The 25355-nt window shown below is 71.4% G+C and carries 22 protein-coding genes; 14 read left to right on the top strand and 8 right to left on the bottom strand.

Annotated elements, in window-relative coordinates; all coding sequences use genetic code 11:
- Positions 1-274 precede the first annotated feature (274 nt).
- From N865_RS13765 to N865_RS13745, 5 genes are all read right to left on the bottom strand, one after another.
- Positions 275-898, bottom strand: coding sequence for a DUF721 domain-containing protein (locus N865_RS13765; RefSeq protein WP_245603763.1), 624 nt, complete (start codon positions 896-898; stop codon positions 275-277).
- Complete coding sequence (gene recF / locus N865_RS13760; protein ID WP_034806992.1) at positions 895-2289, bottom strand: DNA replication/repair protein RecF; 1395 nt, start codon at positions 2287-2289, stop codon at positions 895-897. Before recF ends, N865_RS13765 begins: the two co-directional genes overlap by 4 nt.
- Positions 2290-2316: 27 nt before the next feature.
- A complete protein-coding gene (gene gnd / locus N865_RS13755) occupies positions 2317-3420 on the bottom strand; it encodes a phosphogluconate dehydrogenase (NAD(+)-dependent, decarboxylating) (RefSeq protein ID WP_034806990.1) in 1104 nt (367 codons plus the stop codon).
- A gap of 119 nt (positions 3421-3539) precedes the next feature.
- On the bottom strand, positions 3540-4667 hold the full coding sequence (gene dnaN, locus N865_RS13750; protein ID WP_034806988.1) for a DNA polymerase III subunit beta: 1128 nt from the start codon (positions 4665-4667) through the stop codon (positions 3540-3542).
- 586 nt (positions 4668-5253) lie between these two features.
- Positions 5254-5979 (bottom strand): TetR/AcrR family transcriptional regulator, encoded by a 726-nt coding sequence (locus tag N865_RS13745; RefSeq protein ID WP_034806987.1) that lies wholly within the window; start codon positions 5977-5979, stop codon positions 5254-5256.
- A gap of 124 nt (positions 5980-6103) precedes the next feature.
- Between N865_RS13745 and N865_RS13740 the strand changes: the two genes are divergently transcribed.
- Positions 6104-7060, top strand: coding sequence for an NAD-dependent epimerase/dehydratase family protein (locus N865_RS13740; RefSeq protein WP_034806984.1), 957 nt, complete (start codon positions 6104-6106; stop codon positions 7058-7060).
- Between the two features lie 85 nt (positions 7061-7145).
- Here N865_RS13740 and dnaA read toward each other — a convergent pair whose 3' ends face one another.
- Complete coding sequence (gene dnaA, locus N865_RS13735; protein WP_034806982.1) at positions 7146-8777, bottom strand: chromosomal replication initiator protein DnaA; 1632 nt, start codon at positions 8775-8777, stop codon at positions 7146-7148.
- Positions 8778-9279: 502 nt separating this feature from the next.
- On the opposite strand from dnaA, the gene rpmH reads away from it, so the two are divergent.
- From rpmH to N865_RS13685, 10 genes are all read left to right on the top strand, one after another.
- Positions 9280-9417, top strand: a complete 138-nt coding sequence (rpmH, locus tag N865_RS13730) for a 50S ribosomal protein L34 (RefSeq protein ID WP_010849920.1) — start codon at positions 9280-9282, stop codon at positions 9415-9417.
- Between the two features lie 18 nt (positions 9418-9435).
- Complete coding sequence (rnpA, locus tag N865_RS13725) at positions 9436-9795, top strand: ribonuclease P protein component (protein ID WP_034806980.1); 360 nt, start codon at positions 9436-9438, stop codon at positions 9793-9795.
- A complete protein-coding gene (yidD, locus tag N865_RS23840) occupies positions 9792-10217 on the top strand; it encodes a membrane protein insertion efficiency factor YidD (RefSeq protein WP_084328230.1) in 426 nt (141 codons plus the stop codon). Before rnpA ends, yidD begins: the two co-directional genes overlap by 4 nt.
- A 73-nt stretch (positions 10218-10290) precedes the next feature.
- Positions 10291-11277: a membrane protein insertase YidC gene (gene yidC, locus N865_RS13715; protein WP_034806977.1), complete on the top strand. Its 987-nt coding sequence runs from the start codon at positions 10291-10293 to the stop codon at positions 11275-11277.
- A 103-nt stretch (positions 11278-11380) separates the two neighbouring features.
- Positions 11381-12118 (top strand): Jag family protein, encoded by a 738-nt coding sequence (locus N865_RS13710; RefSeq protein ID WP_245603762.1) that lies wholly within the window; start codon positions 11381-11383, stop codon positions 12116-12118.
- Between the two features lie 90 nt (positions 12119-12208).
- Positions 12209-13054, top strand: coding sequence for a 16S rRNA (guanine(527)-N(7))-methyltransferase RsmG (gene rsmG / locus N865_RS13705; RefSeq protein WP_084328229.1), 846 nt, complete (start codon positions 12209-12211; stop codon positions 13052-13054).
- Between the two features lie 529 nt (positions 13055-13583).
- Positions 13584-14540, top strand: a complete 957-nt coding sequence (locus tag N865_RS13700) for an AAA family ATPase (protein ID WP_322786062.1) — start codon at positions 13584-13586, stop codon at positions 14538-14540.
- A 386-nt stretch (positions 14541-14926) separates the two neighbouring features.
- Positions 14927-16012, top strand: a complete 1086-nt coding sequence (locus N865_RS13695) for a ParB/RepB/Spo0J family partition protein (protein ID WP_034806975.1) — start codon at positions 14927-14929, stop codon at positions 16010-16012.
- 27 nt (positions 16013-16039) lie between these two features.
- On the top strand, positions 16040-16900 hold the full coding sequence (locus tag N865_RS13690; protein WP_034806973.1) for an Fpg/Nei family DNA glycosylase: 861 nt from the start codon (positions 16040-16042) through the stop codon (positions 16898-16900).
- A 153-nt stretch (positions 16901-17053) separates the two neighbouring features.
- Positions 17054-17935 carry a hypothetical protein gene (locus tag N865_RS13685; RefSeq protein WP_034806971.1) on the top strand — a complete coding sequence of 294 codons (882 nt, stop codon included), beginning with the start codon at positions 17054-17056 and terminating at the stop codon, positions 17933-17935.
- On the opposite strand, the gene N865_RS13680 is transcribed toward N865_RS13685, so the two are convergent.
- Both N865_RS13680 and N865_RS13675 read right to left on the bottom strand, forming a co-directional pair.
- A complete protein-coding gene (locus tag N865_RS13680; RefSeq protein ID WP_245603761.1) occupies positions 17919-18317 on the bottom strand; it encodes a nitroreductase family deazaflavin-dependent oxidoreductase in 399 nt (132 codons plus the stop codon). The two genes, N865_RS13685 and N865_RS13680, sit on opposite strands and share 17 nt — an antisense overlap.
- A gap of 290 nt (positions 18318-18607) precedes the next feature.
- Complete coding sequence (locus tag N865_RS13675) at positions 18608-20083, bottom strand: FAD-binding oxidoreductase (RefSeq protein ID WP_084328227.1); 1476 nt, start codon at positions 20081-20083, stop codon at positions 18608-18610.
- Positions 20084-20286: 203 nt separating this feature from the next.
- Between N865_RS13675 and N865_RS13670 the strand changes: the two genes are divergently transcribed.
- The 3 genes from N865_RS13670 (at position 20287) to N865_RS13660 (ending at position 25294) form a co-directional block, all read left to right on the top strand.
- The gene (locus N865_RS13670; protein ID WP_169735748.1) at positions 20287-23256 is read left to right on the top strand and encodes an AfsR/SARP family transcriptional regulator; all 2970 of its coding nucleotides are present in this window, start codon (positions 20287-20289) and stop codon (positions 23254-23256) included.
- 162 nt (positions 23257-23418) lie between these two features.
- Positions 23419-24309: a metallophosphoesterase family protein gene (locus N865_RS13665; protein ID WP_034806966.1), complete on the top strand. Its 891-nt coding sequence runs from the start codon at positions 23419-23421 to the stop codon at positions 24307-24309.
- Between the two features lie 121 nt (positions 24310-24430).
- On the top strand, positions 24431-25294 hold the full coding sequence (locus N865_RS13660; protein ID WP_051510570.1) for an alpha/beta fold hydrolase: 864 nt from the start codon (positions 24431-24433) through the stop codon (positions 25292-25294).
- Positions 25295-25355 lie beyond the last annotated feature (61 nt).

Genomic DNA, 25355 nt, shown 5'->3' with positions numbered 1-25355 from the left:
GGGGGCGTCGGCGCGGCCGTGGGCGCCGCGGTGCGAGTCCGGCGGGCCCGGCGCACCTCGCGGTCGAGGTCGAGCGCGTCGCGGGCGTGGCCGGCAAGGTGCTCGTCATCGCCCTGGAGCATGGCCTCGAGCATGTAGGGCGGGATGATCGTGCACCGGTGCTGGGTCATGGCCACAGTCTGCGACCCGGGACCGACAGCTGCCCGCCGAAACCCTGGCCGATCCCGGCTCGCCGGGCTGCCGGCACGAGGACTCAGCGCGACGGCCGTGGGCGTCAGCCGTACGTGTCGCGAGGACCGCGGGAGTCCGGCGAGCGGCGTGGGCCGCGGTTCCACGACGGTGCGCTCGGCCCGAGGACCTTGAGCTCGGTAACCGCACCCGCGCCGATCTCCTCGTCGACGCGGGCGAGGACCGAGGACGTGAGCAGGCGCATCTGGGTCGCCCAGGCGGTCGAGTCGGCCCGCACCGTGAGGATCCCCTCGGCGAAGGTGAGCGGTTGGACGTGCGAGGCGATGTCGGGACCGACGATCTCGCCCCAGCGGCCCATGACCGACCCTACGGCGACATCGACCTTCCAGCCGCGATCGAGGAGCAGGCGGTCGAGCTGGTCGCCGAGCAGGGCCGGGTCGCGGCCGTCGCGGGCCGAGCCCGACAGCACCGGCGCCTGGCCGATGGGACGGCGCCGCTTGAGCGGCCTCATGCCCGGGCGGAGCCCCTTCGCCGCCGCAGCCGCGCGGGCACGAGCGAGAGCGGACGCGGCGGCATCCGCGATCCGCGTCTCCTCGTCGGACGCGGCCGGCTCCGTGGTCTCGCCCGGCTCGACAGCCCCGGCGACCGCGTCCGGCTCTCCCGGGCCGGCGTCCGAAGGCACGGTCGGGTCGCTCGGCGGCTCACTCACCGTCCCGACCCCTCATCCTGCTCCCCCTCCTGCTCCCCCTCCTGCTCCCCCACCTGCGAGGTGAACGCAGCGTTCGTTTCCGAACTCACCGGTATACCACCGCTTTCAGAACCGAACACCGCGTTCGGTTCGCGGGGAGCGGAGGGGGAGGGCACGGGCTGGGAGGGGGAGGGCACGGGCTGGGGGGTCAGGGGGTGCACCTCGCCGAGCTCCACGGCATACGTCATGCCCTGCTCGCGCAGCACGTCGGGGACATCGGCGCCGACGGCCGCCGTGATGAGGACCTGCTCGCAGTCGGCGATGAGCCCCGCGAGGCGGTCGCGCCGGCCCGAGTCGAGCTCGGCGAAGACGTCGTCGAGCACAAGCACCGGGTCGTCCCCGAGGTCGCGTCGGAGCAGCCGGTATGCCGCGAGCTTGAGTCCCAGCGCGAACGACCAGGACTCGCCGTGGCTGGCGTACCCCTTCGCGGGCAGGTCGCCGAGGCTGAGGACGACGTCGTCGCGGTGCGGCCCGACGAGGGACACCCCGCGCTCGATCTCGGTCGCCCGCACCTCGGCGAGCGTGTCGAGGACGCCCTGGCGCAAGGCGTCGACGTCAGGCACCTCGCCGGCGCCGATGCGGGCGGCGAGCGACTCGTGGAGGGAGCTGCGGTAGGTCGCGCGGGCGTTGGAGCTCGCGGCGCTGACGGCGTCGTAGCACTCGGCGAGGTCGGGGACGAGATCGCGCAGCAGACGCAGCCGCGCATAGAGCAGCTGGGACCCGACGGTCGCCAGGTGGTCGTTCCACACGTCGAGGGTGTGCAGCGCCGCGGCCCGGGCCTCGTCGACCGGCTCGTCACCGGGCCGAGGCCGCCGGGGGGCGCCGCGGCCCTTGCGCAGGACGGACGCCGCCGACTTGAGCAGGGCGTTGCGCTGCTTGACGATCTTGTCGTAGTCGGACCGCACGCCCGACCAGCGCGGCTGGCGCTGGACGAGCAGGTCATCGAGGAAGCGGCGGCGCTCCGACGGGTCGCCCTTGACGAGGGAGAGGTCCTCCGGGGCGAAGAGGACCGTGCGCAGCGTTCCGAGCACGTCGCGAGGGCGGGCCACGGGCGAGCGGCCGAGCCGGGCCCGGTTGGCGCGACCCGGCGTGATCTCGAGCTCGACCATCGTCTCGCGGTGGTCGCGGACGACGGCTCCGCGCACGATGGCCTGGGCTGCGCCGAAGCGCACGAGCGGCTGGTCCGTGGCGACCCGGTGGGAACCGAGGGTCGCGAGGTAGCCGACGGCCTCGACGAGGTTGGTCTTCCCCTGCCCGTTGAGCCCGACGAGAGTCGTGACCCCCTGCGTCAGCGCGAGCTCGGCGCTGGGGTAGCTCCGGAAGTCCTTGAGGGTGAGGTGACGGACGTACACGGACGGGTCAGGACAGGCAGCCGCCCGTCAGGAGGTCTCGCCGGTGCCGGACGTGGGCCCGGCGTCGGCGGCGCCGCCGGAGCCGCTCCCGCCGGTCGACCCCGTGCCGGAGGAAGGGCCGGCGTCGGCGGCCGCACGCCCCTGCGAGGCCGCAGCCGCGGGAGTGGGCGAGCCCTCTGCGGACTCACGGGTCTGACGGACCTCGTGCAGCGTGGTGGGCCCCTCGCCCCGGCGCAGGGCCTCGCCCTCCTCGACGGTCATGACCTGGTGTCCGCCGAACTCCCCACGGAGCGCGGCGACCGCCTGCATCGTGGGCGAGGTCTGCTGTCGGGAGGCGAAACGGGCGAAGAGCGACGCGGAGATGACCGGCATCGGCACGGACAGCGCGATGGCCTCCTCGACGGTCCAGCGGCCCTCACCCGAGTCGACGGTGTAGTCGGAGACACCGTCGAGGTGGGGGTTCTTCTCGAGCGCGTCGACCATGAGGTCGAGCAGCCAGGAGCGCACGACCGTGCCGCGGCTCCATGCCTTGAAGGCGCCCGGGACGTCGGTGACGATGTCCTTCTTCTCGAGCAGCTCGTAGCCCTCGGCGTAGGCCGCCATGAGGCCGTACTCGATGCCGTTGTGGACCATCTTGGTGTAGTGCCCGGCCCCGACCGCGCCGGCATGGACGAACCCCTCGTCACGGGGGCCCTCAGGACGGAGCGCGTCGAAGATCGGCATGGCGCGCTCGACCCACTTCTCGTCGCCGCCGCACATCAGGCCGTAGCCGTTGTCGAGACCCCAGATGCCGCCGCTCACGCCACAGTCGACGTAGCCGATGTCCTTGGCGCCGAGCAGCTCGGCGTTGGCGAAGTCGTCGGTGAAGCGGGAGTTGCCGCCGTCGATGACGAGGTCGCCCGGCTCGAGCAGGTCGGCCAGGGCGGCAACGGTCTGCCGGGTCGGGTCGCCGGAGGGGACCATGACCCACACGACGCGCGGGGCCTTGAGCGCCTGGACGAGCTCCTCGAGGGAGCCGACGTCGGCGACCTCGCGGTTGTGGTCGAAGCCGATGACCTCGTGGTCGGCGCGACGCAGCCGCTCGCGCATGTTGCCGCCCATCTTGCCGAGACCGATGAGACCGAGCTGCATGTCGGGAGCCTTCCTACGGAGGTGGGGGAGAAGCGTGGTTCGAGGCTAGCCCAGCCCGGCGGCATACGTGTCGGGCGCTGCATCCGGCAGCCGCCGGCGGGCGAGGGGCCGCCGAGTGGTCAGCTGGCGAAGCGGACCGGCATGAGGACGTAACGGTAGGAGGTGTCGGCGTCGCTGTCGGCCTCGGGCTGCCCACTGAGGACGGCAGGACGGCTCGGCTGGGTGAAGGACAGCCGGCTCCACGGGGTGCCGACCGCGTGGAGCCCGTCGAGGAGGAACTGCGGGTTGAACGCGATCTGGATCTCCGGGCCCGTGAGGGTCGACTCGACGGCCTCGGAGGCCTGGGCGTCGTCGCCGGTGCCCGCCTCGATCGACACCTGGCCGTCGGTGAACTTGAGCAGGACCGGGGTGTTGCGCTCTGCGACGAGAGCGACGCGCTTGACGGCCTCCTCGAGCGCGGCGGTCTCGATGACGGCCTCGGTGTCGACGGAGGTCGGGAAGATCGAGGTGACCTTGGGGTACTCGCCGTCGAGCAGGCGCGTGGTCGTGCGGCGACGGCCGGCCTCGAACCCGATGAGCCCGTCGGACCCCGGACCGAGGGCCAGCTCGACGGAGCCGGACGCCCCGAGCGCCTTGGCGGTCTCGGAGAGCTGGCGGGCCGGGATGAGCGCGATGTGGCTCGCGTCGGGGGTGCCGGGGCTCCAGGTCAGCTCGCGCATCGCGAGGCGGTAGCGGTCGGTCGCGAGGAGGGTGACCTTGTCGCCCTCGATCTCCATGCGGACACCCGTGAGGATCGGCAGGGTGTCGCCCTTGTCGGCCGCGACGGACACCTGCGCGACGGCCTGCGTGAAGACGTCGCCGGCGATGGTCCCGCTCGCCTCGGGCGAGGCCGGCAGCGTCGGGTAGTCGGAGACCGGCATCTCGCGGAGGCTGAACCGCGACGAGCCGCACGTGACCGTCACCTTGGTGCCGTCGGTGCTGATGTCGATCGGCTTGTTGGGCAGGTTGCGGGAGATGTCGGCAAGGAGCCTGCCGAGGACGAGGACCTGGCCGCCCTCGGCGACGTCGGCCGGGATGGTGATGCGGGCGGAGACCTCGTAGTCGAAGGCGGAGAGGGTGAGGGTGCCCTCCTCGGCTGCCTCGAGGAGGACGCCGGCGAGCACGGGGACGGGCGGTCGAGCGGGGAGGCCTCTGGCCACCCAGGTCACGGCCTCGGCCAGGACGTCACGCTCAACCCGAAACTTCACGGCGCTCTCACCTCAGGACGTAGGTCATTGGGGCTCAGACACTAGTCCTTGGCGGCGACAGGCACCACCAGACTCCGGGCTACCGATGGGGTGACCGACCTCCCCATTGTCCCGGGGTCGGACCGACGGCATCGTCCGACCCTCGTAGTCGGGGCCCTCGCGATGGTTGAGGGACTCGTCATGGTCGTAGGTGGTGTGGATCATGTGGACAGCGCAGATCAGCGCAGGTCAGCTCGCGTGGCGCCGGATCTGCGGGCTGGGGACAAGTCCACAGTCTGCGGACCCCGACTGTGGACGGCGGAGCGGCGTGCACACCGTCCTCACAGTCGATGTGGGCATTGTCCGCAGGTTTCGTTGCCTTTTCCACAATCATCCACAGGTGTCTGTGGACAAACCCGGGAAGGCGCTCAATTCGGGCTTTTCGGAACCCCGCCCGCCTGTGGACAACTGGTGACTAGTCCTCCACAGGGTTGTCCACAGGCGGTGGACAACGGGTCTGAGGTGCCCCCATCACGTCTGTCACGGGACGGTCACGCTGTGCACACAGGTGTGGAGTGCCTGTGGACGAATGTGGACGTGCGGTTGCTCAGTCGGCGTCGATGAAGAGCCCACTCGCCGACACGAGCAGGCAGGCGAACAGTCCCTCGGCATCGGGGAGGGGGCCGAGCTGTTCGAACACCTCGCTCGTCACGGCTCCGAGCAGGAGCGTCCAGGCGGCGAGGCCCTGGGCCAGCGCCGTCGCGTCGATCCCCGTGCCCGCGAAGAAGTCGTCGGACAGCATCGGGCCCAGGGCCGCGGTGGCCAGGGACTCCTCGAGACCCGCGGGCGGCGACGCGAGGCGCCCGGCTCGGTCGACGTCGTCGAGCAGCCGCAGGAGCACCACGAGGACCGCGGTCCCGGCCTGGGTCGTGCGGTCGGCCGGTGCGGTGTAGTCGGGGACGGGTGAGCCGTACAGGAGAGCGAAGTCGTGGGGGTGTGCGATGGCCCACGAGCGCAGTCCGTTGCCGATCGCGTCCCAGCGCCCGGTGAGGTCCGCAGGCTCGACCTGATCATGCGCGTCGTGGACCGTCTCGGCGAGGGACGTGTAGGCGTCGACGATGAGCCGGGTCAGGAGCTCGTCGCGGCTCTCGACGTAGCGGTAGATCCCCGACGACACCATCCCGAGGTCGCGGGCGATGGCGCGCAGGCTGAGCGCTGCGGCCCCCTCGGTCGCCAGGTGCTCACGGGCCACGCGCAGGATCTCCGACTCGATGGCCTGGCGCTGCCGGGCACGCTTGCCGAGCACGGGCCGGGCCGTCTCTTCCGTCGTCATGTCATGAGCGTGCCACACGGAGGGGGCCCACGAGGAAGAAATGTGAGCACTGCTCTTGAAATTGTCGCCGACAAGGTCCATGCTGGAAACAAGAGCAGTGCTCACATCTACGAAGGAGCAGACCATGGCCCACCACCTCGTCCTCGGTGCCGGCGGCGTCGGCCGTTCGACCACGACCCACCTCGTCGCGCGCGGCGACACCGTCACCCTCGCCTCGCGCTCCGGCGTCGTGCGGGACCGGCCCTGGGAGACCGTCCCCGGCGGGACGGAGGCCGTCGACGTCGTCGCCGTCGACGCGGCCGACGCCGAGGCCATCACCCGCCTGGCCCGAGGCGCCGCGAGCATCGTCAACGCCGTCAACCCGCCCTCCTACGCGACGTGGGACCGGGACTGGCCGCCGGTCGCGGCTGCCGTCCTCACCGCGGCGGAGCACTCGGGTGCAGGGCTCGTCACCGTCGGCAACCTCTACGTCTACGGAGAGGTCGACGCCCCGATGCGCGAGGACAGCCCGATGAGCACGACCGGCCACAAGGGGCAGATCCGGGCGCGGATGTGGCAGGACGCGCTCGCGGCCCACGAGGCCGGCCGCGTCCGGGCGACCGAGCTGCGCGGAAGCGACTACTTCGGGCCCCTCGCGACGCCGCGCACGTCGTGGCTCAACGAGCTCGTCCTGCAGGTGGCCAAGGGACGCGTCTTCCTGCCCGTCGGCCGGGCTACCGCTCCCCACTCGTGGACCTACCAGGACGACGTGGGCGCGCTCGCCGCGACTCTCGCCACCGACGACCGGAGCTGGGGACAGGTCTGGCACGTCCCGACCGTGGCACCGCGCACGATGCAGGAGGCCGCCGCCGACATCGCCGACCTCCTCGGCCGGCCCACCCCTCGAGTCCGGGTCCTCCCGCGCCCGATCGGGACGGCGCTCGGCACGGTCGTCCCCTTCCTGCGCGAGATGCGCGAGACGCGCCACCAGTTCGAGCGGCCCTACGTGCTCGACTCGTCGCACACCGAGAGCACCTTCGGCCTCGCCCCGACGCCGTGGGACGTGGCACTCAAGGAGACGGTCGCCGCGCTCGCGCGGTGAGCGGCATACGCCCGAGGTCGTATGCCGCCGGGCCGGGTCCGCGCCGACGCGCGGTCCCGGCCCGCTGCGTCTCAGCCAGCGCGTCTCAGTGGGACTGCTGGCGGATCCGGTTGGTCAGCTCGGTGACCTGGTTGTAGATGGCGCGCCGCTCGCCCATGAGCTCACGGATCTTGCGGTCGGCGTGCATGACCGTCGTGTGGTCGCGGCCACCGAAGTGCTGCCCGATCTTCGGCAGGGACAGGTCGGTCATCTCCCGGCAGAGATACATCGCGATCTGCCGGGCGGTCACGAGCTGGCGCGAGCGGGAGGAGCCGCAGAGGTCCTCCATCGTCACGGCGTAGTAGGCCGCGGTGACGGCCATGATCGTCGCCGCTGTCACCTGGTTGGGCGTCTCGTTGGGCAGGACGTCCTTGAGGACGATCTCGGCGAGCGGCAGGTCGACGGCCTGGCGGTTGAGGTTGCTGAAGGCGGTGACCCGGATGAGCGCACCCTCGAGCTCGCGGATGTTGGTGCTGAAGTTGGTCGCGATGTACTCGAGGACGTCGTCGGGCACGGACATCCGGTCCTGGATCGCCTTCTTGCGCAGGATCGCGATGCGGGTCTCGAGGTCGGGCGGCTGGACGTCGGTGAGCAGCCCCGACTCGAAGCGGGTGCGCATCCGGTCCTCGAAGCCCGACAGCTCCTTCGGTGGCAGGTCGCTCGTGATGACGATCTGCTTGTTGGCGTTGTGGAGCGTGTTGAACGTGTGGAAGAACTCCTCCTGGGTCTGCAGCTTGCCCTGGAGGAACTGGATGTCGTCGATGAGGAGCACGTCGACATTGCGATAGCGGCTCTGGAACGCGCTCGCCTTGTCGTCGCGGATGCTGTTGATGAAGTCGTTGGTGAACTCCTCGGAGTTCACGTAGCGGACCCGCACGTTGGGGAACATCGTCCGCGCGTAGTGCCCGATCGCGTGGAGCAGGTGCGTCTTGCCGAGTCCCGACTCGCCGTAGACGAAGAGGGGGTTGTACGCCTTGGCGGGCGCCTCGGCGACCGCGACCGCCGCCGCGTGGGCGAAGCGGTTGCTCGCCCCGATGACGAAGGTGTCGAAGGTGTACTTCGGGTTGAGGCGGGTGTCACCGGTCGACGGCGGCTCGATGCGCTGCTGGCGCAGCGGGCCGCTCTCGCCGCCGGACAGCGGGTGGCCCGGGTCGTCGAGGTCGGCGCCGTTGAGGGCCGGCGCGCTCTCCTCCAGGTCCTTGAGCGGGTTGCGGACGAAGCCCCCCTGCACGGTCAGCCGGGTCTGGATCGGCTCGGGCGGCGCGAGCGGGATGCCCGAGCCGACTGAACCGACCGAGCCGATGGAACCCGGCATCGGCATGCCGAGAGGAGAGACGGACATCCCGAGCCGCGACCGGTCGGACAGCGCCGGCTGGCCGGCGGGCTCGTCGGTGATGAGGCCGAGGTCGGTCTCGAGGCTCTCGTCGACCGAGACCGCGAGCTGCACCGGGTGGCGCAGGTGATCGGTCAGGGCCCTGACGACCTGCTCGCGCACCCGCGTCTCGAGGAAGTCCTTGGTGAAGGCGTTCGGCGCCTTGACGAGCGCCGTCTGGTCGAGCACCCCGACGAGGCGGCAGAGACGGACGAACGCCCGCTCCTGCGAGGAGAGCCCGACGGAGTCGAGGGTGCCGAGCGTCTGCTGCCAGATCCGTCCGTAGTCGACGTCCCCGTCCGTCACCTGGTCACCTGTCCCTGACTGCGTCAGCCTGCGCCCGCGTCCATCGGAGCGGCGCCCCCGGGCGCACGCCATGTCGTGGTGCACCCTGCCCTGTTGTCCACATGTTTGTCCACACCCTGTGCACAGTCGGCGACCGCAGGCGTGAGAGACGAAAACTACAACCCTCGGTGGGCCGTGACAACCTGCGAGCGGGGTAATGGCGGCCTACATCGGCGTGTCGTCTTGCATCCGGTTCGATTGGCAGGACGATGACCCTTTTCGGTGCTTCTGCCACGGCGCCCCGTCGGTTTGACCCTCCTTCGACCGCTCCCGTATCGTGGACCGAGCGTGTCTGCGACCGTCTTCGCATGCCCATGGCTCCCGATCGGCCGACCCAGTCTGGGTCACCGGTCCGGCGGACTCCACGGGCTTGCCGATTGCGGTCGACGACGACCACGCCACAGACCAGCCCCACCAACGGGAGCCTGCCCCGGCCCGGCACCCGCAACCTACGGAGATCCTCGTGAGCAAGCGCACCTTCCAGCCGAACAACCGTCGCCGCGCCAAGACGCACGGCTTCCGCCTGCGCATGCGCACGCGTGCCGGCCGCGCCATCCTCGCCGCCCGCCGTCGCAAGGGCCGCGCCGAGCTCTCCGCCTGAGGCCACTGAGGTCCCGACGTGCTGCCGGCACGTCACCGTCTGCGTGAGAGCGCGGACTTCGCGTCGGCAGTCCGCGGGCCAGGCTCCAGCAGAGCAGGCGGGCGACTCATCGTCGTGCATGCCAACCGGACCGATGCGCGTGCGGATCTTCCGCCGCGCGTCGGTCTTGTTGTGTCCAAAGCCGTCGGCAACGCGGTCGTGCGCAACCGCACCAAGCGCCGGCTCCGCGCCATCGCGGCCGCCCGGCTGAGCGGCATACCGGCCGGCTACGACCTCGTCGTGCGGGCCAACCCCGCGGCCGCGGACGCGACGTTCGCCGAGCTCGACGACGCCATGGCGCGCCAGCTCGAGAAGGCGACCCGGGTGAGGTCGCGATGACGATGACCGTCAACGAGCTGCTGTCGGCGCCCCTCGTGCTCGCCGTCCGGCTCTACCAGCGGTTCGTCTCACCGCTCCGACCGCCGACCTGCCGCTTCTACCCGAGCTGCTCCGCGTATGCCGTGACGGCCCTCCAGCGATTCGGCCCCCTTCGCGGGGGCTGGCTCGCGGCGCGGCGCCTCGGTCGCTGCCACCCGTGGACCCCCGGGGGCGTCGACGAGGTGCCGCTGACGTGGGAGACCCGCAACGACGTGCGGCCCGAGGACTTCCGGCCCCGGGAGGATCCCGAGGCAGGCCCGGACCCGTCCGATGTCGAGGGCGGCGCGGCCGGCCCATCCGGAGCCGTGACGCCCGGCCTCACGCACGAGCACGTGCACGACCACCCGAGGAACGGCCCACCCGCGCACGACCACACGACCTGACCACCCGGCATACTCGATTGCCGATCAGCGGTGAGCGGCACGACCCCCGCCCACCAGAGCCCAGAGGACACACGTGGGAGATTTTCTACAAACCCTGCTCTACCCGATCAAGCTCGGGGAAGCCTGGGTCATGTACGGCTGGCACTGGTTCTTCGAGACCCTGGGGCTGACCGGAGCCTGGGCCGGCTGGGCCTGGGCCCTGTCGATCGTCGGCCTGACGGTCGTCGTCCGGCTCATGCTCATCCCCCTCTTCGTGAGGCAGATCCACTCCTCCCGCCGGATGCAGCTCATCCAGCCCGAGATGCAGAAGATCCAGAAGAAGTACAAGGGCAAGCGCGACCCTGAGTCGCAGAAGGCCCAGCAGGCCGAGATCATGGATCTCTACCGCCGCACGGGGACCAACCCGTTCAGCAGCTGCCTGCCCATCCTCATCCAGAGCCCGTTCTTCTTCGCGCTCTTCCAGCTGCTCAACAACCTCAAGGCGCAGGCGGAGGGCAAGGCGCCGCCGATCGGGCCGATCACCCAGGAGGTCGCGCAGACGATCGAGAGCTCGACGATCTTCGGCGCCAAGCTCTCCGACACCTTCGTCCACGCGAACGGCAACCTCAACGTCCAGATCCTGACGGCCGTCCTCATCATCCTGATGTCGGCCACGACGTTCACGACGCAGCACCAGCTGATGCGCAAGAACATGCCCGCGGCTGCGCTCGACAACCCCTTCGCGAAGCAGCAGAAGGTGCTGCTCTACCTGATGCCGCTCTTCTTCGCGATCTCCGGCATCAACTTCCCGATCGGTGTGCTCATCTACTGGCTCACCACCAACCTGTGGACGATGGGCCAGCAGTTCTACGTCATCCGCAACATGCCGGCGCCCGGCTCGGCCGCGGAGCAGGCGCAGCGTGACCGCCTGAAGCGCAAGGGCAAGGCGCCCAAGGAGCTCGTCGTCCCCGGTCTGGTCGCCGACGACGCCACGGTTCCCGACGACGCTCCGAAGTCGGGTCAGCGCCAGCAGCCCAAGGGCAAGAAGCGGGCCAAGAACCCGCCGTCGAAGAAGCGCTGACGCGCTCTCCACCTCTCTTTCCACACCGCCTTAGGGCACCTGACCTGCGACAACACGAGTTGTCCACATGATGTGGATGGCTTGTGAATGAAGGAGCACACTGATGAGCGACACCAACGCGACGCACGTCGCCGCGGAGGACGAGCAGCCCCGGGGTGAGGCCGGCGAGGCCGCTCCGGGCGGCATGGCCGATGACGCGACCGACCGGTCGACCGACGAGATGCCCGAGGAGACCACCGACGAGATGACCGACCGGGTCGGCGAGGTTGCCGAGGTCGAGGACGCGGGCGACGAGCCGGGCGACGAGGTGACCGACGGAGCCGAGGCCGGCGAGGCGCACGCGACAGCACCCAAGGCCGACAGGCGGGCGCGGCTGCGCCAGCTCGAGCGTGAGGGCGAGATCGCGGCGGACTTCCTCGAGACCTTGCTCGACATCGCTGATCTCGATGGCGACATCGACGTCGACGTCGACGGTGACCGCGCGGCCGTCGCGATCGTCGACTCCGAGGAGGGCCGGGTTCCGCGGCGTCTGGTCGGCCAGGACGGCCGCGTGCTCGAGGCCCTCCAGGAGCTGACCCGTCTCGCGGTGCAGGCAGAGACCGGGGAGCGGAGCCGCCTCATGCTCGACATCGCCGGCCACCGGGCCGCGCGACGTGCCACCCTCGTCGAGATGGCCGCCAAGGCGATCTCGCAGGTCAAGGAGACGGGCCAGAGGCAGTCCCTCGAGCCGATGTCGGCGTTCGAGCGGAAGGTCGTCCACGACGAGGTCGCCGCCGCCGGGCTCGTGTCCGAGTCCGAGGGTGTCGACCCGAACCGGCACATCGTCATCCTCCCGTCATGAACCACGGTCAGGGCCGTGTTTCACGTGAAACACGGCCCTGACGCGTATGCGGCACCATCCACCAGGCCCGAACTGAACGAGGAGACGAGAGTGTCCGACCGACCGAGTGACAGCTCGTCGCAGCAGCCTGCGCCGACGGGTGGCGAGCCGGACGCCGCTCGGGCGTTGGAAGGGCCGCCCGCGACGCCGGAGGTCGCGGGCGTCATCTTCGGTCCCCGTCTCGAGCTCGCCGAGCAGTTCGTTGCCATCCTCGCCGACACCGGGATCACCCATGGCTTGATCGGCCCGCGTGAGGCACCGCGCCTGTGGGACCGTCACGTCCTCAACTGCGCTGTCGCACATCTGGCGATCCCACGAACCGGTGAGACGCAGCGCGTCATCGACGTGGGGTCAGGTGCCGGCCTGCCCGGACTCGCCCTCGCCATCGCCCGCCCGGAGCTCGAGCTGCACCTCGTCGAGCCGCTGGCCAGGCGTACCGGTTGGCTGTCCGGCACCGTCGCCCAGCTCGGGCTCGACAACGTGACGGTCCACACCGCGCGGGCCGAGTCGATGTGGGACCGGCTGAGCGCCCCCTGGGTCACCGCCCGCGCGGTGTCGGGCATCGTCCAGCTCGCCGAGTGGACCCTCCCGCTCCTCAGTCCCCACGGAAGCCTGCTCGCCCTGAAGGGGTCGAGGGCGGCGGCGGAGCTCGAGGAGCACCGGACCGCACTGACGCGGATGGGGGTCGCCGACGCCGGGGTCGACGTGTACGGCGTCGGGGTCATCGAGGAGCCGACGACGGTCCTGCGCCTGACCATCGGGGCGACGCTCGACCGCCGGAGGTTCCGCGCCCGGGGTCCGAGCAGCGCGGGGTCGGCACGCCGTCGGGCGGATCGGCCACGAGGTTCGCGATCGGGCGGCCTGCCGCCGAGCACTCGGACGCCGCGTCCTACATGATCGTGTCGAGACCGATCCGCAGGTGCCTGTCGAGCGACGGCCGTCGAGCGCAGGTGCCGAGAGACCCGGAGGTGGAGTCGACATGATGATGTCCGATCTCGGCTGGTTGGATGAGCCTGCACCGAGTCGCGAACGTCAGCGGCTCGGCTGGGTCGGCGGCTCCGCGTCTCGATCGACCACTGCCGCCTCCGGGGCCGCGGCGGCTCACGCCGCAGCCGCTGACACCGAACAGGTGGTGCCCGGCACCGCGGTTCCCGACGAGGCCGGGGCACCAGATGCCGACGAGGCCACCCCGGGTCAGTCGGAGTCGGGGAGGCACGACGTGCCGGACAGCCCCGGAGAGCTGGTCGACGGCGAGCCTTCAGAGGCAGTGGCTCGACCGTCGGAGACTGCTGGGAGGATGGCCGTCAGCGGTTCACAGGGCTCGGCGGACCACCGCGAAGGACCTGTGGACAGAGATGTGGATGTGAGTGCCGAATCGACTCGATCCGTGCGGGAATCAGACCCGGCGGGGCTTGGGGACAATGCTGTGGATGACGGACTGGACGTGGCTCCGGTATCACGTGAGGCGTTCGACCGTGAGGAGCTCGCCTCGGCGATCCCCACCGCCGGCGACGACACACCACTGGCCCGCGAGCTGGCTGAGAACGCCCGCCGCCGGATCCAGCTGACGGGGCGGGAGCTGCCCAAGCCGCTGCAGCCCCGCATCCTCACCGTCGCCAACCAGAAGGGTGGTGTCGGCAAGACGACGACCACCGTCAACGTCGCGGCTGCCATGGCCCAGGGTGGCCTCACGGTCCTCGTCGTCGACCTCGACCCCCAGGGCAACGCGAGCACCGCGCTCGGGATCGACCACCACGCCGACGTGCCCTCGATCTACGACGTGCTCGTCGACGGCACGCCACTGCTCGACGTCGTCCAGCCCTGCACGACGGTCGAGAACCTCTTCTGCGCTCCCGCGACGATCGACCTGGCCGGGGCCGAGATCGAGCTCGTCAGTCTCGTCGCCCGGGAGTCGCGCCTCCAGAAGGCGATCGCCGAGGCGGAGGCGACCGGTCACGCCTACGACTACATCCTCATCGACTGCCCGCCCAGCCTTGGACTGCTCACCGTCAACGCGATGGTCGCGGCGAGCGAGGTCTTCATCCCGATCCAGTGCGAGTACTACGCCCTCGAGGGCCTCTCGCAGCTGCTCAAGAACATCGAGCTGATCCGCGCCCACCTCAACCCGCCGCTCCACGTGTCGACGATCCTGCTGACGATGTACGACGGGCGGACCCGGCTCTCTGCCCAGGTCGCCGACGAGGTGCGCGAGCACTTCCCGCAGCAGGTGCTCCGGACTACGGTCCCTCGGTCGGTGCGCGTCTCCGAGGCGCCGAGCTTCGGGGAGACCGTCATGACCTATGACCCGACAAGCAGCGGTGCGTTGGCCTATCTCGAGGCGGCCAGCGAGATCGCCGACCGGGGAGCCGGCATCACCGACTGACCAGACCCAGCCGACTCCTCCGCAGCTGCTGCGAGAGGCTGGGACAGCGTGACAACGGGACCGGCCGCCACGAGGCGCCGGTCCCGTTTCACGTGAAACACCAAGTCCGTGAGAAGCCTGCTCCTGGGAGGTTCCACGCCGATCAGTGGGTGCACGGACCTCGCCCAAAGGAATCTCGCCCGCGACGCCACGGCCGCGGTGTTTCACGTGAAACACGGTTCCGCGAGGGAGCCTGCCCCCGAGCGGTTTCACGTGAAACGCTCAAGGGTGCGGCACGGCGAGAACCGCCCGACCCCTCCCGTTTCACGTGAAACGGTTGGCCGTGCCGGGCGCATAGACTGGGCGCCGGACGCGATGGCCGCGTCCTTCAGTTTGAGGGGTTGACCATGGCGGAGAAGCGTCGAGCACTGGGCCGAGGCCTGGGGGCCCTGATCCCGAGTGCACCGGCGGGCACCGGCGGCCGACCCGTCGACGTGTTCTTCGCCGAGCAGAAGCAGGCGGTCCCCGGCGGAGGCGCCCCGGGCGAAGCCACTCCAACGGACACGAACGTCGGACCCCGTGCGGCGCCCGGGGATGCCGAGCCCGGCGCCCCGGCGGGACGTGCAGAGCCGGCCGTCGCCGGCGACACGGAGCTCGCCCCCGTCCCCGGCGCGGAGTTCGCCGAGATCGAGATCTCCGCGATCCGGCCCAACCCGAAGCAGCCGCGCACGGTCTTCGACGAGGACGAGCTGGCCGAGCTCGTCCACTCGATCAAGGAGATCGGCGTCCTCCAGCCGGTCGTCGTCCGGCGCATCCCTGTCGAGCAGCTCGAGGAGGCCGACGGCAAGCGCTACGAGCTGATCATGGGTGAGCGGCGGTGGCGTGCCTCCGAGGTGGCCGGCCTCGACGTCGTCCCAGCCATCATCAAGGAGACGCACGACGACGACCTCCTGCGGGATGCTCTCCTGGAGAACCTCCACCGAAGCCAGCTCAACCCTCTCGAGGAGGCGGCGGCATACCAGCAGCTGCTCACCGACTTCGGGTGCTCCCATGAGGAGCTCGCGGGCCGCATCGGTCGGTCCCGTCCCCAGATCTCCAACACGCTCCGCCTGCTCAAGCTCCCCCCGCTCGTCCAGCGGCGCGTCGCTGCGGGCGTGCTGAGCGCCGGGCACGCCCGTGCCCTGCTCGGACTCAGCGACGGGGCGGCCATGGAGCGGATGGCCCAGCGGATCGTCGCCGAGGGGCTGTCGGTCCGGACCGTCGAGGAGCTCGTTGCCCTCGGCGAGGCCGGGACTCCCGTCAAGCCCCGGCGCCCGCGCGCCGGAAGCCGGCACCCGCAGCTCGACCACTTCACGTCCGGGCTTGCCGACCACCTCGAGACGCGCGTCAACATCGCGCTCGGTCAGCGCAAGGGCAAGATCACCGTCGAGTTCGCGTCGATGGAGGACCTGCGCCGGATCCTCGGGATCATGGGCCTGGAGGACCAGCGCTGACGAAGCGCGTGGGCGCAGGGGCTGCCCGTGCCTGAGGGTCACACGATCCACGCGCTCGCCCGCCGTCTCGAGCGGGCCTTCGTGAGCCGACCGGTCGCGGCCTCCAGCCCCCAAGGGCGCTTCGCCGCCGACGCGGCCCAGATCGACGGCCTGGTCCTCGAGAGCGCCCAGGCCCGCGGCAAGCACCTCGTCGTCGTCATCGGAGACCGCACGCTTCACGTGCACCTCGGACTCATCGGCGTCTTCCCCGTCCTCCCCTTGAGCCGTATGCCGCTCACGACGCCCGTGCCCACGGTGCGACTGCGGCTCGTGGGGGAGGAGCACGTCGCCGACCTGCGAGGACCGATGATCTGTGCGCTCATCGACGACGAGAGGCGCGAAGGCATCGAGGCCAGGCTCGGTCCTGACCCGATCGAGCCGGCAGCCGACGCAGACCACGCTGCCGCACGAATCCGGCGGAGCGGCAAGACGATCGCCGAGCTGCTCATGGACCGGTCGGTCGTCGCTGGTGTCGGCAACGTCTACCGGTGCGAGGTGCTGTGGCGGCACGCGGTCGACCCGTTCACCCCCGGGTCGGCCCTGGGTGCGCAGGCGTGGGCGGAGATCTGGGCGGATCTCGTGCACCTCCTCCCGCTGGGGATGGTGTTCTCCCAGATCCTCACGATGGACGACCAGCTGGCCGAGGCCGAGCACCTCGTGTCGGACGGTCGCGCCGACGAGATCAGCCGGCAGCTCACGGGGGAACGTCTCGGCACCCATTTCGAGCGGCGCTTCCACGTGTACAAGCGGACGGGCGAGCCGTGCCATCGGTGCGCGAACCCGGTCCAGGAGGGACAGATCGCGGGACGGACACTCTACTGGTGCCCGGCCTGCCAGGTCCGCCACTAAGGACGCCTCCCCGGATTCACTGAACCGACCCGACGGGTCCTTCTCCGTGCCGATAATGGCCGACATGTCGCCACGCGCCAGGGCTACGTGCCCTGTCACAGAGTCCTCGATCCTCGCCCTGTCCTGCCCGGTGGCCCAGCGCGGAGGGGGCGCATGAGCTCGGCGCACCGCAACGACGGAGCCTCCAACGAGCACGTGGACCAGCACCTGGACGAGCCCTTCGACGAGGTCGCTCCCCAACGGCACGTGGTGGCGCGCATCCTCACGATGCTCGCGGCGCTGGCGTGGGGAGTGGGCTTCTTCGGGATCGTCGATCTCCTCGTCGTCCCCCTCCAGGACGAGCGGTTCCACGAGCACTACCTGCTGGAGACGGGCTGGGGACTGCTCTTCACCGTGCTCGTGGTCCTGCCGCTGATGCTGTGGGTCGTGCGACCCCGCTGGCGGGTGTTCCCCCAGCAGGTGGTCGCCGTCGCGGGGGCCATCCTCCTGACCGGAGCGATGGCGTCGGCCGCAGGGCAGATGCTCGTCGCCGCGATCCTGCTCGTGACGGTGGCGCCCGCCCTGTGGGCCGCTCGGTCCGCTCGCCCCGGCTGGGGACTGTCCGTCCGCGGGGCCGATCCCTGGCTGGTCGGCCTCGTCGCCCTGGCAACGGTGACGGCGGCGACGTATGCGGCCCACATGATCTCGGCCGCGCGCTCCGGCATCCTCGATGACGAGACGTGGGGCCTGATGCACCTGCCGATGCAGGCAGCCTTCGGGCTCGCCCTTGCCGGCTCGGCGGGGACGGCGGTCCTGGCGGGGGCGGCTGGCGCGCCCGGGTGGAGGACCGCATCGCTGCCCCCGGCTGCGGCCTCGGTCTGGTTCGGCGTGGTCTGCTTCGTCTATCCCGATCTGGTCGGGAGCGTGGGACGGGGCGGCGGTCTGGCTGTCATCGCCTGGGGCCTCGCCTTTGCGGGCGCCGCGCTGCGGGCCAGACGGGGTCGCGGGGGAGCAGCCGCCCCTCAGGACCAGCCGCCCCTCACGACCAGCCGGTGAAAGGCACGTCCGCGATCAGCGGCAGCTCGACGTAGTCCTCACACCGCAGGATCGGGAGCAGCATCCGCGGTAGAAGAGGCATCCGCGAGAGGCCCACCTCGCGCGTCAGGGATGACGGCGCCCCCAGGGTCAACTGCCGGTGGCCCATCCGCATCCGGCAGCCCTTGGCGGCCCGGACGTTGGCGAGCCAATCGACGTGCCGGCCATAGGTGAGAGCGATCGTCACCACGTCGCCACGCCGGAACGCCATGAGCGGAGTGCGGTACACCCGCCCCGAGCGGCGCCCGACGTGCTGGATCTCGACGAGGGGACCATGGCCGGTGAGCCGGACCATCCCCTTGTTGAGCACCGACCGGTTGAGCCTCGTGATCGATCGTGGCATGGGCATCCTGTCGCCTCCCGTCCCTGGGACCACTCGGGCCGCTCTGGCCACTCTAGGACGGACAGCGCCCGCACGGTCTCGCGAGTCACGCGACCGCAGCGTGTTTCACGTGAAACACGCGCTGGCCGGTGTTTCACGTGAAACACCGGCCGACGCCCGGAAACCTCTCGGGCGTCACCGGGCGTGCCCCCCGCACGCCCGGCGACACACCTGTCACTCGAGACACCACGTGCCACCTCGGCACCAGGGACCGGCGGGTTCCTGGACCGTCATGGGATGGGATGACTGGCTCAGCCCCGACGGCTGGCCCGCAGGTGCCACGCCGCGGAGATGATGCCGTGGGGGTCGTAGTACGCCGCGAGCTGGGCCAGACGGGTACGGGTCTGCGGGTCGTAGACCGCGTTGACCTCCTCGAGCGTCTCGGTCTGGGTGAAGTTCACGAGCCTGCGGCCCGAGCTCCACGGCGCCATCCCCTCGAGCATCCAGGCAGCGTGCTCCCTCGTCTGCTCGACGACCCCGGGCAGGCCGACACCGACGGCGAAGAGGCTGTACGGCGCCGTCCGGTGGCTGACCGCGCTGGCGAGCGCAGCCCCCGCCGCCACCGCCCCACCGAGCTGGCGGACCTCGACGACGACCTGCGGCGACCCCGAGCCCGGGCCGACCAGCGCGACGAGAGCGTCGACGGCCTCACGGGGCAGCGAGTCGAGCAGCACGTGGGCCTCGGTCGCGGGCATCCCCTGCGGCGGGTCCATGTGGATCGCGCCCAGGGCGGCATACGGCATGACGTCGACGCCGTCGATGAGGGCGGTCGCGACCGACCGCATCGGTGCGAACACCTCACGCCCGGCCTCGACGTCGCCCGTCCAGGCGAAGCGCACCGAGATCGTCATCCGGCCGGCGATCGGCGCAGGCAGCTCCGGAACGTCCGGCAGTTGCTTGATCGCGACCGAGGTCGTTGCGGAGGACGGCAGGCCCTCGGACCACGTGCGCCAGGCCTCGAGTACGTCGGCCGTGTCGGCCGCGTCGAACCAGATCGCCCCGCCGTAGATCGTCGAGATCGGCAGCAGGTCGAACTCGACGGCCGTGACGATCCCGAGCGCCCCCTTGCCACCGCGAAGCGCCCAGAAGAGGTCGGGGTGCTCGTCGGCGGTGGCCCGCCGCAGCACGCCGTCACCCGTCACGACCTCGAAGGCGCGGACGTGGTCGGAGGCGAGCCCGTGGGTGCGGGCCACGGGACCGAAGCCACCGCCCGTCGTGTAGCCCACGACCCCGACCCCGGGTGCCGAGCCCGCGAGGGCGGCCAGGCCGTGGAGGGCCGCCTCGTCGAGGACCCGCTGCCAGCGGACCCCGGCGCCGACGCGAGCCCAACCCTCCGGGTGGATGGTCAGCTCGTCGAGGCGGCTGGTGTGGACGAGGATCGCGCCGTCGACGGTCCGGGCGCCGTGACCGGTCGCCTGGACGCCGATCTCGACGCCGTGACGACCGGCGAAGCGGACCGCCTCGACCACGTCCTCGGGCGTCGCAACCTCGACGACGGCGAGCGGCCGAACCGGGATGGCGAGGTTGAACGGCAGGGTCAGGTCGTCGTATGCCGCGTCCTCGGGACGGACGAGTCGGCCCGTGACCCGCGTGGCGAGCTCGTCGAGGGGGAGGCGGTCGCTCGGCACGTGTCGGCTCGGGTGGCTCGCCTTGGCGATGACCGTGGCACGGTCGCCTGCTCCGTCGGCGCCGGTACCGGCGGGGTCGGTGCTCGTGGTGGTGCTCATGACGTTTCCTCTCGGTCGGTGTGGCCGACGGTCGTTCCTGTGGGTGTTGACACCACGGTGGCCGGGACCCCTTGCGGGTGACTTGCGGATGACTTGTGGCCCCCGACCATGCGACGCGCAGAACGTCCAATGGCATGACGTGCCCAGATCCACGGACGGAAATCGTGGGCGGCCCGGCGCGAGGCTCCGTATCCTCGATCCCGATGAGTCGCAGTGCGTTTCGGGTCCTCGGGCCGGTGGAGGTGTGGCACGCGGGAGCCCGGGTCGAGGGCATCCCGCCACGCGCGCGTGCCGTGCTGGCAGCGCTCCTCGTCGATGCCGGAAGGGTCGTGCCGCGCGACGTGCTCGTCGACCGTGTCTGGGGGGACGCTCCGCCGCCCTCCCACGCGGTGACCGTCCAGTCGACGATCTCCCGTCTTCGGCGGCTCGTGGAGCCGGGTGTCGCAGACGGCGCCTGGACCGTCCTGCGGACCCGGGACCCCGGCTACGTCCTCGACGTCACGACCGACGACGTGGACTTTCTCAACTTCGAGAGTCTTCTCACGCGGGCGAGAAACCTTGCCCGCCAGGGGGATTCGTATGCCGCTCGCGCCGCCGCCGCGGACGCACTCGCCCTCTGGCACGGGGTCCCGTATGCAGACGTCGAGGGCGACTTCGTCGTCGAGGAGCGGCGCCGCCTCGACCGGCTCGAGGTCTCGGCCCACGAGCTCGCTGCGGAGCTCGACCTCTCGCTCGGGCGCCACGAGGAGCTCGTCGAGAGCCTCTCGGCTCTGGTGCGGGAGGAGCCGCTGCGCGAGGGACTGCACGCCTCACTCATCCTCGCGCTCTACCGGTCCGGACGGCAGGCCGAGGCGCTCCAGGCGTACGACGCGGTGCGCCGGCTCCTCGCCGAGGAGCTCGGAGTCGACCCGGGGCCGGAGCTCCAGCGACTCCACGAGAGGGTGCTGCGTCAGGACCCGGAGCTGAGCCTCGGCGCCGGTTCGGAGGCCGGCACCTCCGCCGTCCCCGACGCCAGGATTCCCGACCAGCCCGGCCAGGCGGCATACGGCGGACCGGATGGCATTCCCGCGCCGACGACGCGATTCGTCGGTCGGGACCATGACCTCACGACCGTCGCCGGCGCGCTCGGGCACGGCCGGCTCGTCACCCTCGTCGGGCCCGGGGGGAGCGGCAAGACCCGACTCGCCCTCGAGGTCGTCCGGCGCGGCCTCGTGAACCCGCAGGGCGTCGCCCTCGTCGAGCTCGCGGGCATCGACACGTCCGAGACCGTCGCCGACCACGTCGCTGTCTCGCTCGGCGTCGGCGTCACGACGGGCCGACCCATCGACGCGGTCGCCCGGTCCATCGCGGACCGTCCAGTCCTGCTCGTGCTCGACAACTGCGAGCACGTCGTCGACGGCGCGGCGACAGCCGTCGAGACGCTCCTGACCCGCTGCCCGGGACTCCGGGTCCTCGCGACGTCCCGCCAGCCCCTCGACCTGCCCGGTGAGGCTGTGCTGCCGTGCGGACCGATGGACGTGAGCGGCGCGTCGAGCGACGCCGTGCGGCTCTTCCTCGACCGCGCCGCGCTCGCCGCTCCCTCGATGGCGGCCGCGACGGCCGACGACCTCGCCCTGGTCGAGGAGATCTGTGCCGCCCTCGACGGCCTCCCCCTCGCGGTGGAGCTCGCAGCTGCCTGCCTGACCACGCTGCCCCTCGCCGAGGTCGCGGCCAGGGTCGAGGACCGCTTCGAGCTGCTCTCGTCGGGCCGCAGGACGGCCCCGCCGCACCAGCGCACCCTGGCCGCGACGGTCCAGTGGAGCGTCGACCTGCTCGGCGAGCGGGAGACCGCCGTCTTCGAGGCGGCCTCCGTCTTCCACGGCAGCTTCGCAGCCGACGCGCTCACCGCCGTCACCGACGACGAGGCGGACCCCGCGTCGGGCACGGCATCGTCGGGCACGGCATCGTCGGGCGGGCGGCCGTCAGGCAGGGGACCGACGATGACAGCCCTGCGGGCTCTCGTCGCCAAGTCGCTCGTCGTCCTCGACCATGCCTCAGGGCGCTACCGGATGCTCGAGACGCTGCGGTGGTTCGCCCGCGACCGGCTCGACGAGGACCGTCAGCGACGGCTCGACGACCGTCACGCGGCGTTCCTCGCCGACCTCGTCGACCGGATCGAGCCGACGCTGCGCAGCGCCGAGGGGATCGTCGGGTGGCGCCGGCTCGATGCCGAGCACGAGAACATCCGTGCCGCGATGGCCCACACCCTCGCCACGGGGGACGCACTGACCGCTCTGCGCCTCGCCGGCGGCGTCTCATGGTGGTGCTACCGCCGTGGTCACGTCCGCGAGGGTCGGGAGTGGCTCGCCGCCGCCCTCGACCTCCACCGCGCCGACCCGGGTGCTCTCCCCCCGCCGGAGCGATCCGCACGGCTGCGCGCCCTGCTCGGCGACGCCCTCCTCGCCTACCTCGGCGGGGACGTCCCGGTCATCGCGGCCCGGACCGACGAGATGCGACGGCTCGCCGAGGGTCACGACGACGCCAGCCTTGCCCTGGCCCTCGTCCTGCGCAGCTTCGTCGACGCCATGGTCGGCGCAGTCGGGCCCGACACGGTCACCCCCGACCCCGAGGCGTGGATGGCGCTCGCCGAGGGCTCGGGCGTCGAGTGGGTCCAGGCCGAGATCGCGATGACGCTGGGGCAGTTCGCGCGGGCTGGGGGCGACCGTGACGCCGCACTCGCCCACCTCGACCGCTCCGCCGTCATCGCGCTCGAGGCCGGTCACCGCTGGGCCTGGGTGTCGGCGCTCTGGGTGCGCGCGAAGGTCCTCATCGACGTCGGCCGCGGGGACGAGGCGATGGCGGCGATCGCCGAGTCCGTCGACGGAGCGTTCGCCGACGGCGACCGCACCTCGACGCTCGCGGGCCTGCTGACCGCAGCGGGAGCGGCTGCCGCGGTCCACCAGCCCCGCGCGGCGGCCCGTCTCCTCGGAGCGATGAACGAGCTCGGTTGCCGGGTGGGTTACGACCCGCTGGCGATGGACCCGCTCGACGGGCAGAGCTACGTGGAGGCCGTCCGCGCCGCGCTCGGCGATGAGGAGTACGAAGCGGAGCGCGCCCGAGGCGCCGAGCTCGACCTCGGAGCGGCCGTGGCCGTCATCGACGGGCTCGCCGCCGATGTCGACGCGATCGCCTGACGGGTGACAGCCGGCCCGGCCTCTCGACCTCAGCCGGTATGCCGCTGGGCGCGGGGAGCACGTCGGGCGTGGACCGCGCCCCGCGGCAGACGCCCTGCGAATCACCTTGGCGGGGAGGGGTCCACGAAGGGCGGGAGCCCGGGCTGCGCCTAGGCTGGCGCCATGACCACGTTCAGGAGCCGGCCGGCTCCGACCCACGTCATCGCCCACCTCAGCGACCCGCACCTGCTCGTGGGCGGGCTCCTCGGCGGCCACATCGACACGGCCGCCCAGCTGCGCCAGGCGCTGGCGCGCGTCGAGGCGTCGGGGGAGCGGGTGGACGTCCTCGTCATCTCCGGTGACCTCACCGACACCGCGCAGCCCGAGGCCTACGCACTGCTCCGTGAGATCGTCGACCCCGTCATCGACCGTCTCGGGGCGGCGCTCGTCCTCACCGGAGGCAACCACGACGAGCGACGGCCCATGGCTCGGGGGCTCTGGGGGGTCGACACCGACCAGCCCCAGGACACCGTGACCGTCGTGCGCGGGCTGCGCGTCATCGACCTCGACTCGGCGGTGCCGGGCTACCACCACGGTGGCTTCTCCGACGAGCAGTACGCCTGGCTCGCCCGCGAGCTCGCCGAACCGGCCGAGCACGGGACGATCCTCGTCATCCACCACGCGCCGATCGCGTACCGCTCTCCGCTCATGCAGCTGCTCGACTTCGACGACGTCGACCGGCTCCGGGCCACGATCGAAGGCACGGACGTGCGCGGGATCCTCAGCGGGCACCTCCACGTGACGAGCTTCGGCACGCTCGGGACCGTGCCGGTCTTCGTCGCGGGCGGCGTCAGCTACGTCGACGATGTCGGCGCACCCCGCGAGCTGCTCATGGCCGTCGACGGGCCACAGTCCTGGAACCTCATCGAGGTCCATGCCGACCAGGTCGTCGCGTCGGTCGTGCCGATCGAGGAGCACAAGACCTGGCCCGCCCTCTCGGAGGCGGTCCTCGACTACCTGGCGAGCGTCCCGGAGGACGACAAGAGGGAGGTCTTCTCCCGCAAGCGAACGTGACGGGAGGCCCCGCTGGAGGCGGGCGAGAAATTCGTCGGAACGGAGTGTCGAGGTCGGACACCACGGATCGACGCAGGGGTGAGCGGGCCCGCGACCGGGCCCCCGAGCGAGAGGCACGACGATGACCACCGAGCACGACACGATCCAGCACGACACGATCCAGCACGACCAGCACGACACGACCGCCGACGTCCGGACGACCACCTCGGCCGACGGCACGACGATCGCCTACGAGGCCTACGGCACCGGCCCGGCGGTCGTCACCGTGGGCGGCGCCTTCTGCGACCGCGGTGCGCTGCGCGAGCTCGCCCAGGCCCTCGGGGAGCGGGGCTTCACCGGGGTGACGTACGACCGTCGCGGCCGCGGGGACAGCACCGACACGAGCCCGTATGCCGTCCAGCGCGAGGTCGAGGACCTGACCGCTGTCGTCGAGGCGGTCACCCCCGGGGAGCGCGCCTTCGCGCACGGGATCTCCTCGGGCGGCGCCCTCGTCCTCGAGGCTCTCGCCGCCGGCGCCCCGGTCGAGCGGGCGTCGGTCGTGGAGGTCCCCTACCGCACGCCGGCCTTCCCGCCCCTCCCGGAGGACTACATCGGCACGCTGGAACGCTTCGAGGCCGCCGGCGACCGCGAGGGCATCATGCGCTACTTCCACACCCAGATCGTCGGCATGCCGGAGGAGACGCTCGAGCCGATGAAGGGGACGCCGTTCTGGGACGAGCTCATGGCGCTCACTCCCACGGTCCGTTACGACGGGCTCTGCCTCGGCGGCGACGACCAGCGCATCCCGGCCGACCGCCTCGCCACGGTCACGACCCCCGTGCTGACGATCGCGAGCAGCGGCACCGCCATGCCGTGGCTCCACGACGCGCCGGCCGTGGTCGCCGAGGCCCTTCCCCAGGGCCGTACCGTCGAGCTCGAGGGGGGCTTCCACGAGGTTCCGGCCGCGGTCCTGGCCCCGGTCCTCGCCGAGTTCTACCGCGGCTGAGGACGCGCAGCCGAGCGACCCACCGCCCCGGCCAGGCACGCTGGGTTCCCTTGCAGCGCAA

This window comes from Intrasporangium oryzae NRRL B-24470, assembly GCF_000576595.1.
Lineage (GTDB): Bacteria > Actinomycetota > Actinomycetes > Actinomycetales > Dermatophilaceae > Intrasporangium_C > Intrasporangium_C oryzae.
This window is presented reverse-complemented; position numbering and strand designations above follow the sequence as displayed.

Excerpts from the sequence above, each read along its gene's own strand:
- gnd (WP_034806990.1), bottom strand. The coding sequence starts at position 3,420 with ATGCAGCTCGGTCTCATCGGTCTCGGCAAGATGGGCGGCAACATGCGC.
- N865_RS13745 (WP_034806987.1), bottom strand. The coding sequence starts at position 5,979 with ATGACGACGGAAGAGACGGCCCGGCCCGTGCTCGGCAAGCGTGCCCGG.
- N865_RS13740 (WP_034806984.1), top strand. The coding sequence starts at position 6,104 with ATGGCCCACCACCTCGTCCTCGGTGCCGGCGGCGTCGGCCGTTCGACC.
- yidD (WP_084328230.1), top strand. The coding sequence starts at position 9,792 with ATGACGATGACCGTCAACGAGCTGCTGTCGGCGCCCCTCGTGCTCGCC.
- N865_RS13710 (WP_245603762.1), top strand. The coding sequence starts at position 11,381 with ATGAGCGACACCAACGCGACGCACGTCGCCGCGGAGGACGAGCAGCCC.
- N865_RS13695 (WP_034806975.1), top strand. The coding sequence starts at position 14,927 with ATGGCGGAGAAGCGTCGAGCACTGGGCCGAGGCCTGGGGGCCCTGATC.
- N865_RS13685 (WP_034806971.1), top strand. The coding sequence starts at position 17,054 with ATGAGCTCGGCGCACCGCAACGACGGAGCCTCCAACGAGCACGTGGAC.
- N865_RS13680 (WP_245603761.1), bottom strand. The coding sequence starts at position 18,317 with ATGCCACGATCGATCACGAGGCTCAACCGGTCGGTGCTCAACAAGGGG.
- N865_RS13675 (WP_084328227.1), bottom strand. The coding sequence starts at position 20,083 with ATGAGCACCACCACGAGCACCGACCCCGCCGGTACCGGCGCCGACGGA.
- N865_RS13670 (WP_169735748.1), top strand. The coding sequence starts at position 20,287 with ATGAGTCGCAGTGCGTTTCGGGTCCTCGGGCCGGTGGAGGTGTGGCAC.
- N865_RS13665 (WP_034806966.1), top strand. The coding sequence starts at position 23,419 with ATGACCACGTTCAGGAGCCGGCCGGCTCCGACCCACGTCATCGCCCAC.
- N865_RS13660 (WP_051510570.1), top strand. The coding sequence starts at position 24,431 with ATGACCACCGAGCACGACACGATCCAGCACGACACGATCCAGCACGAC.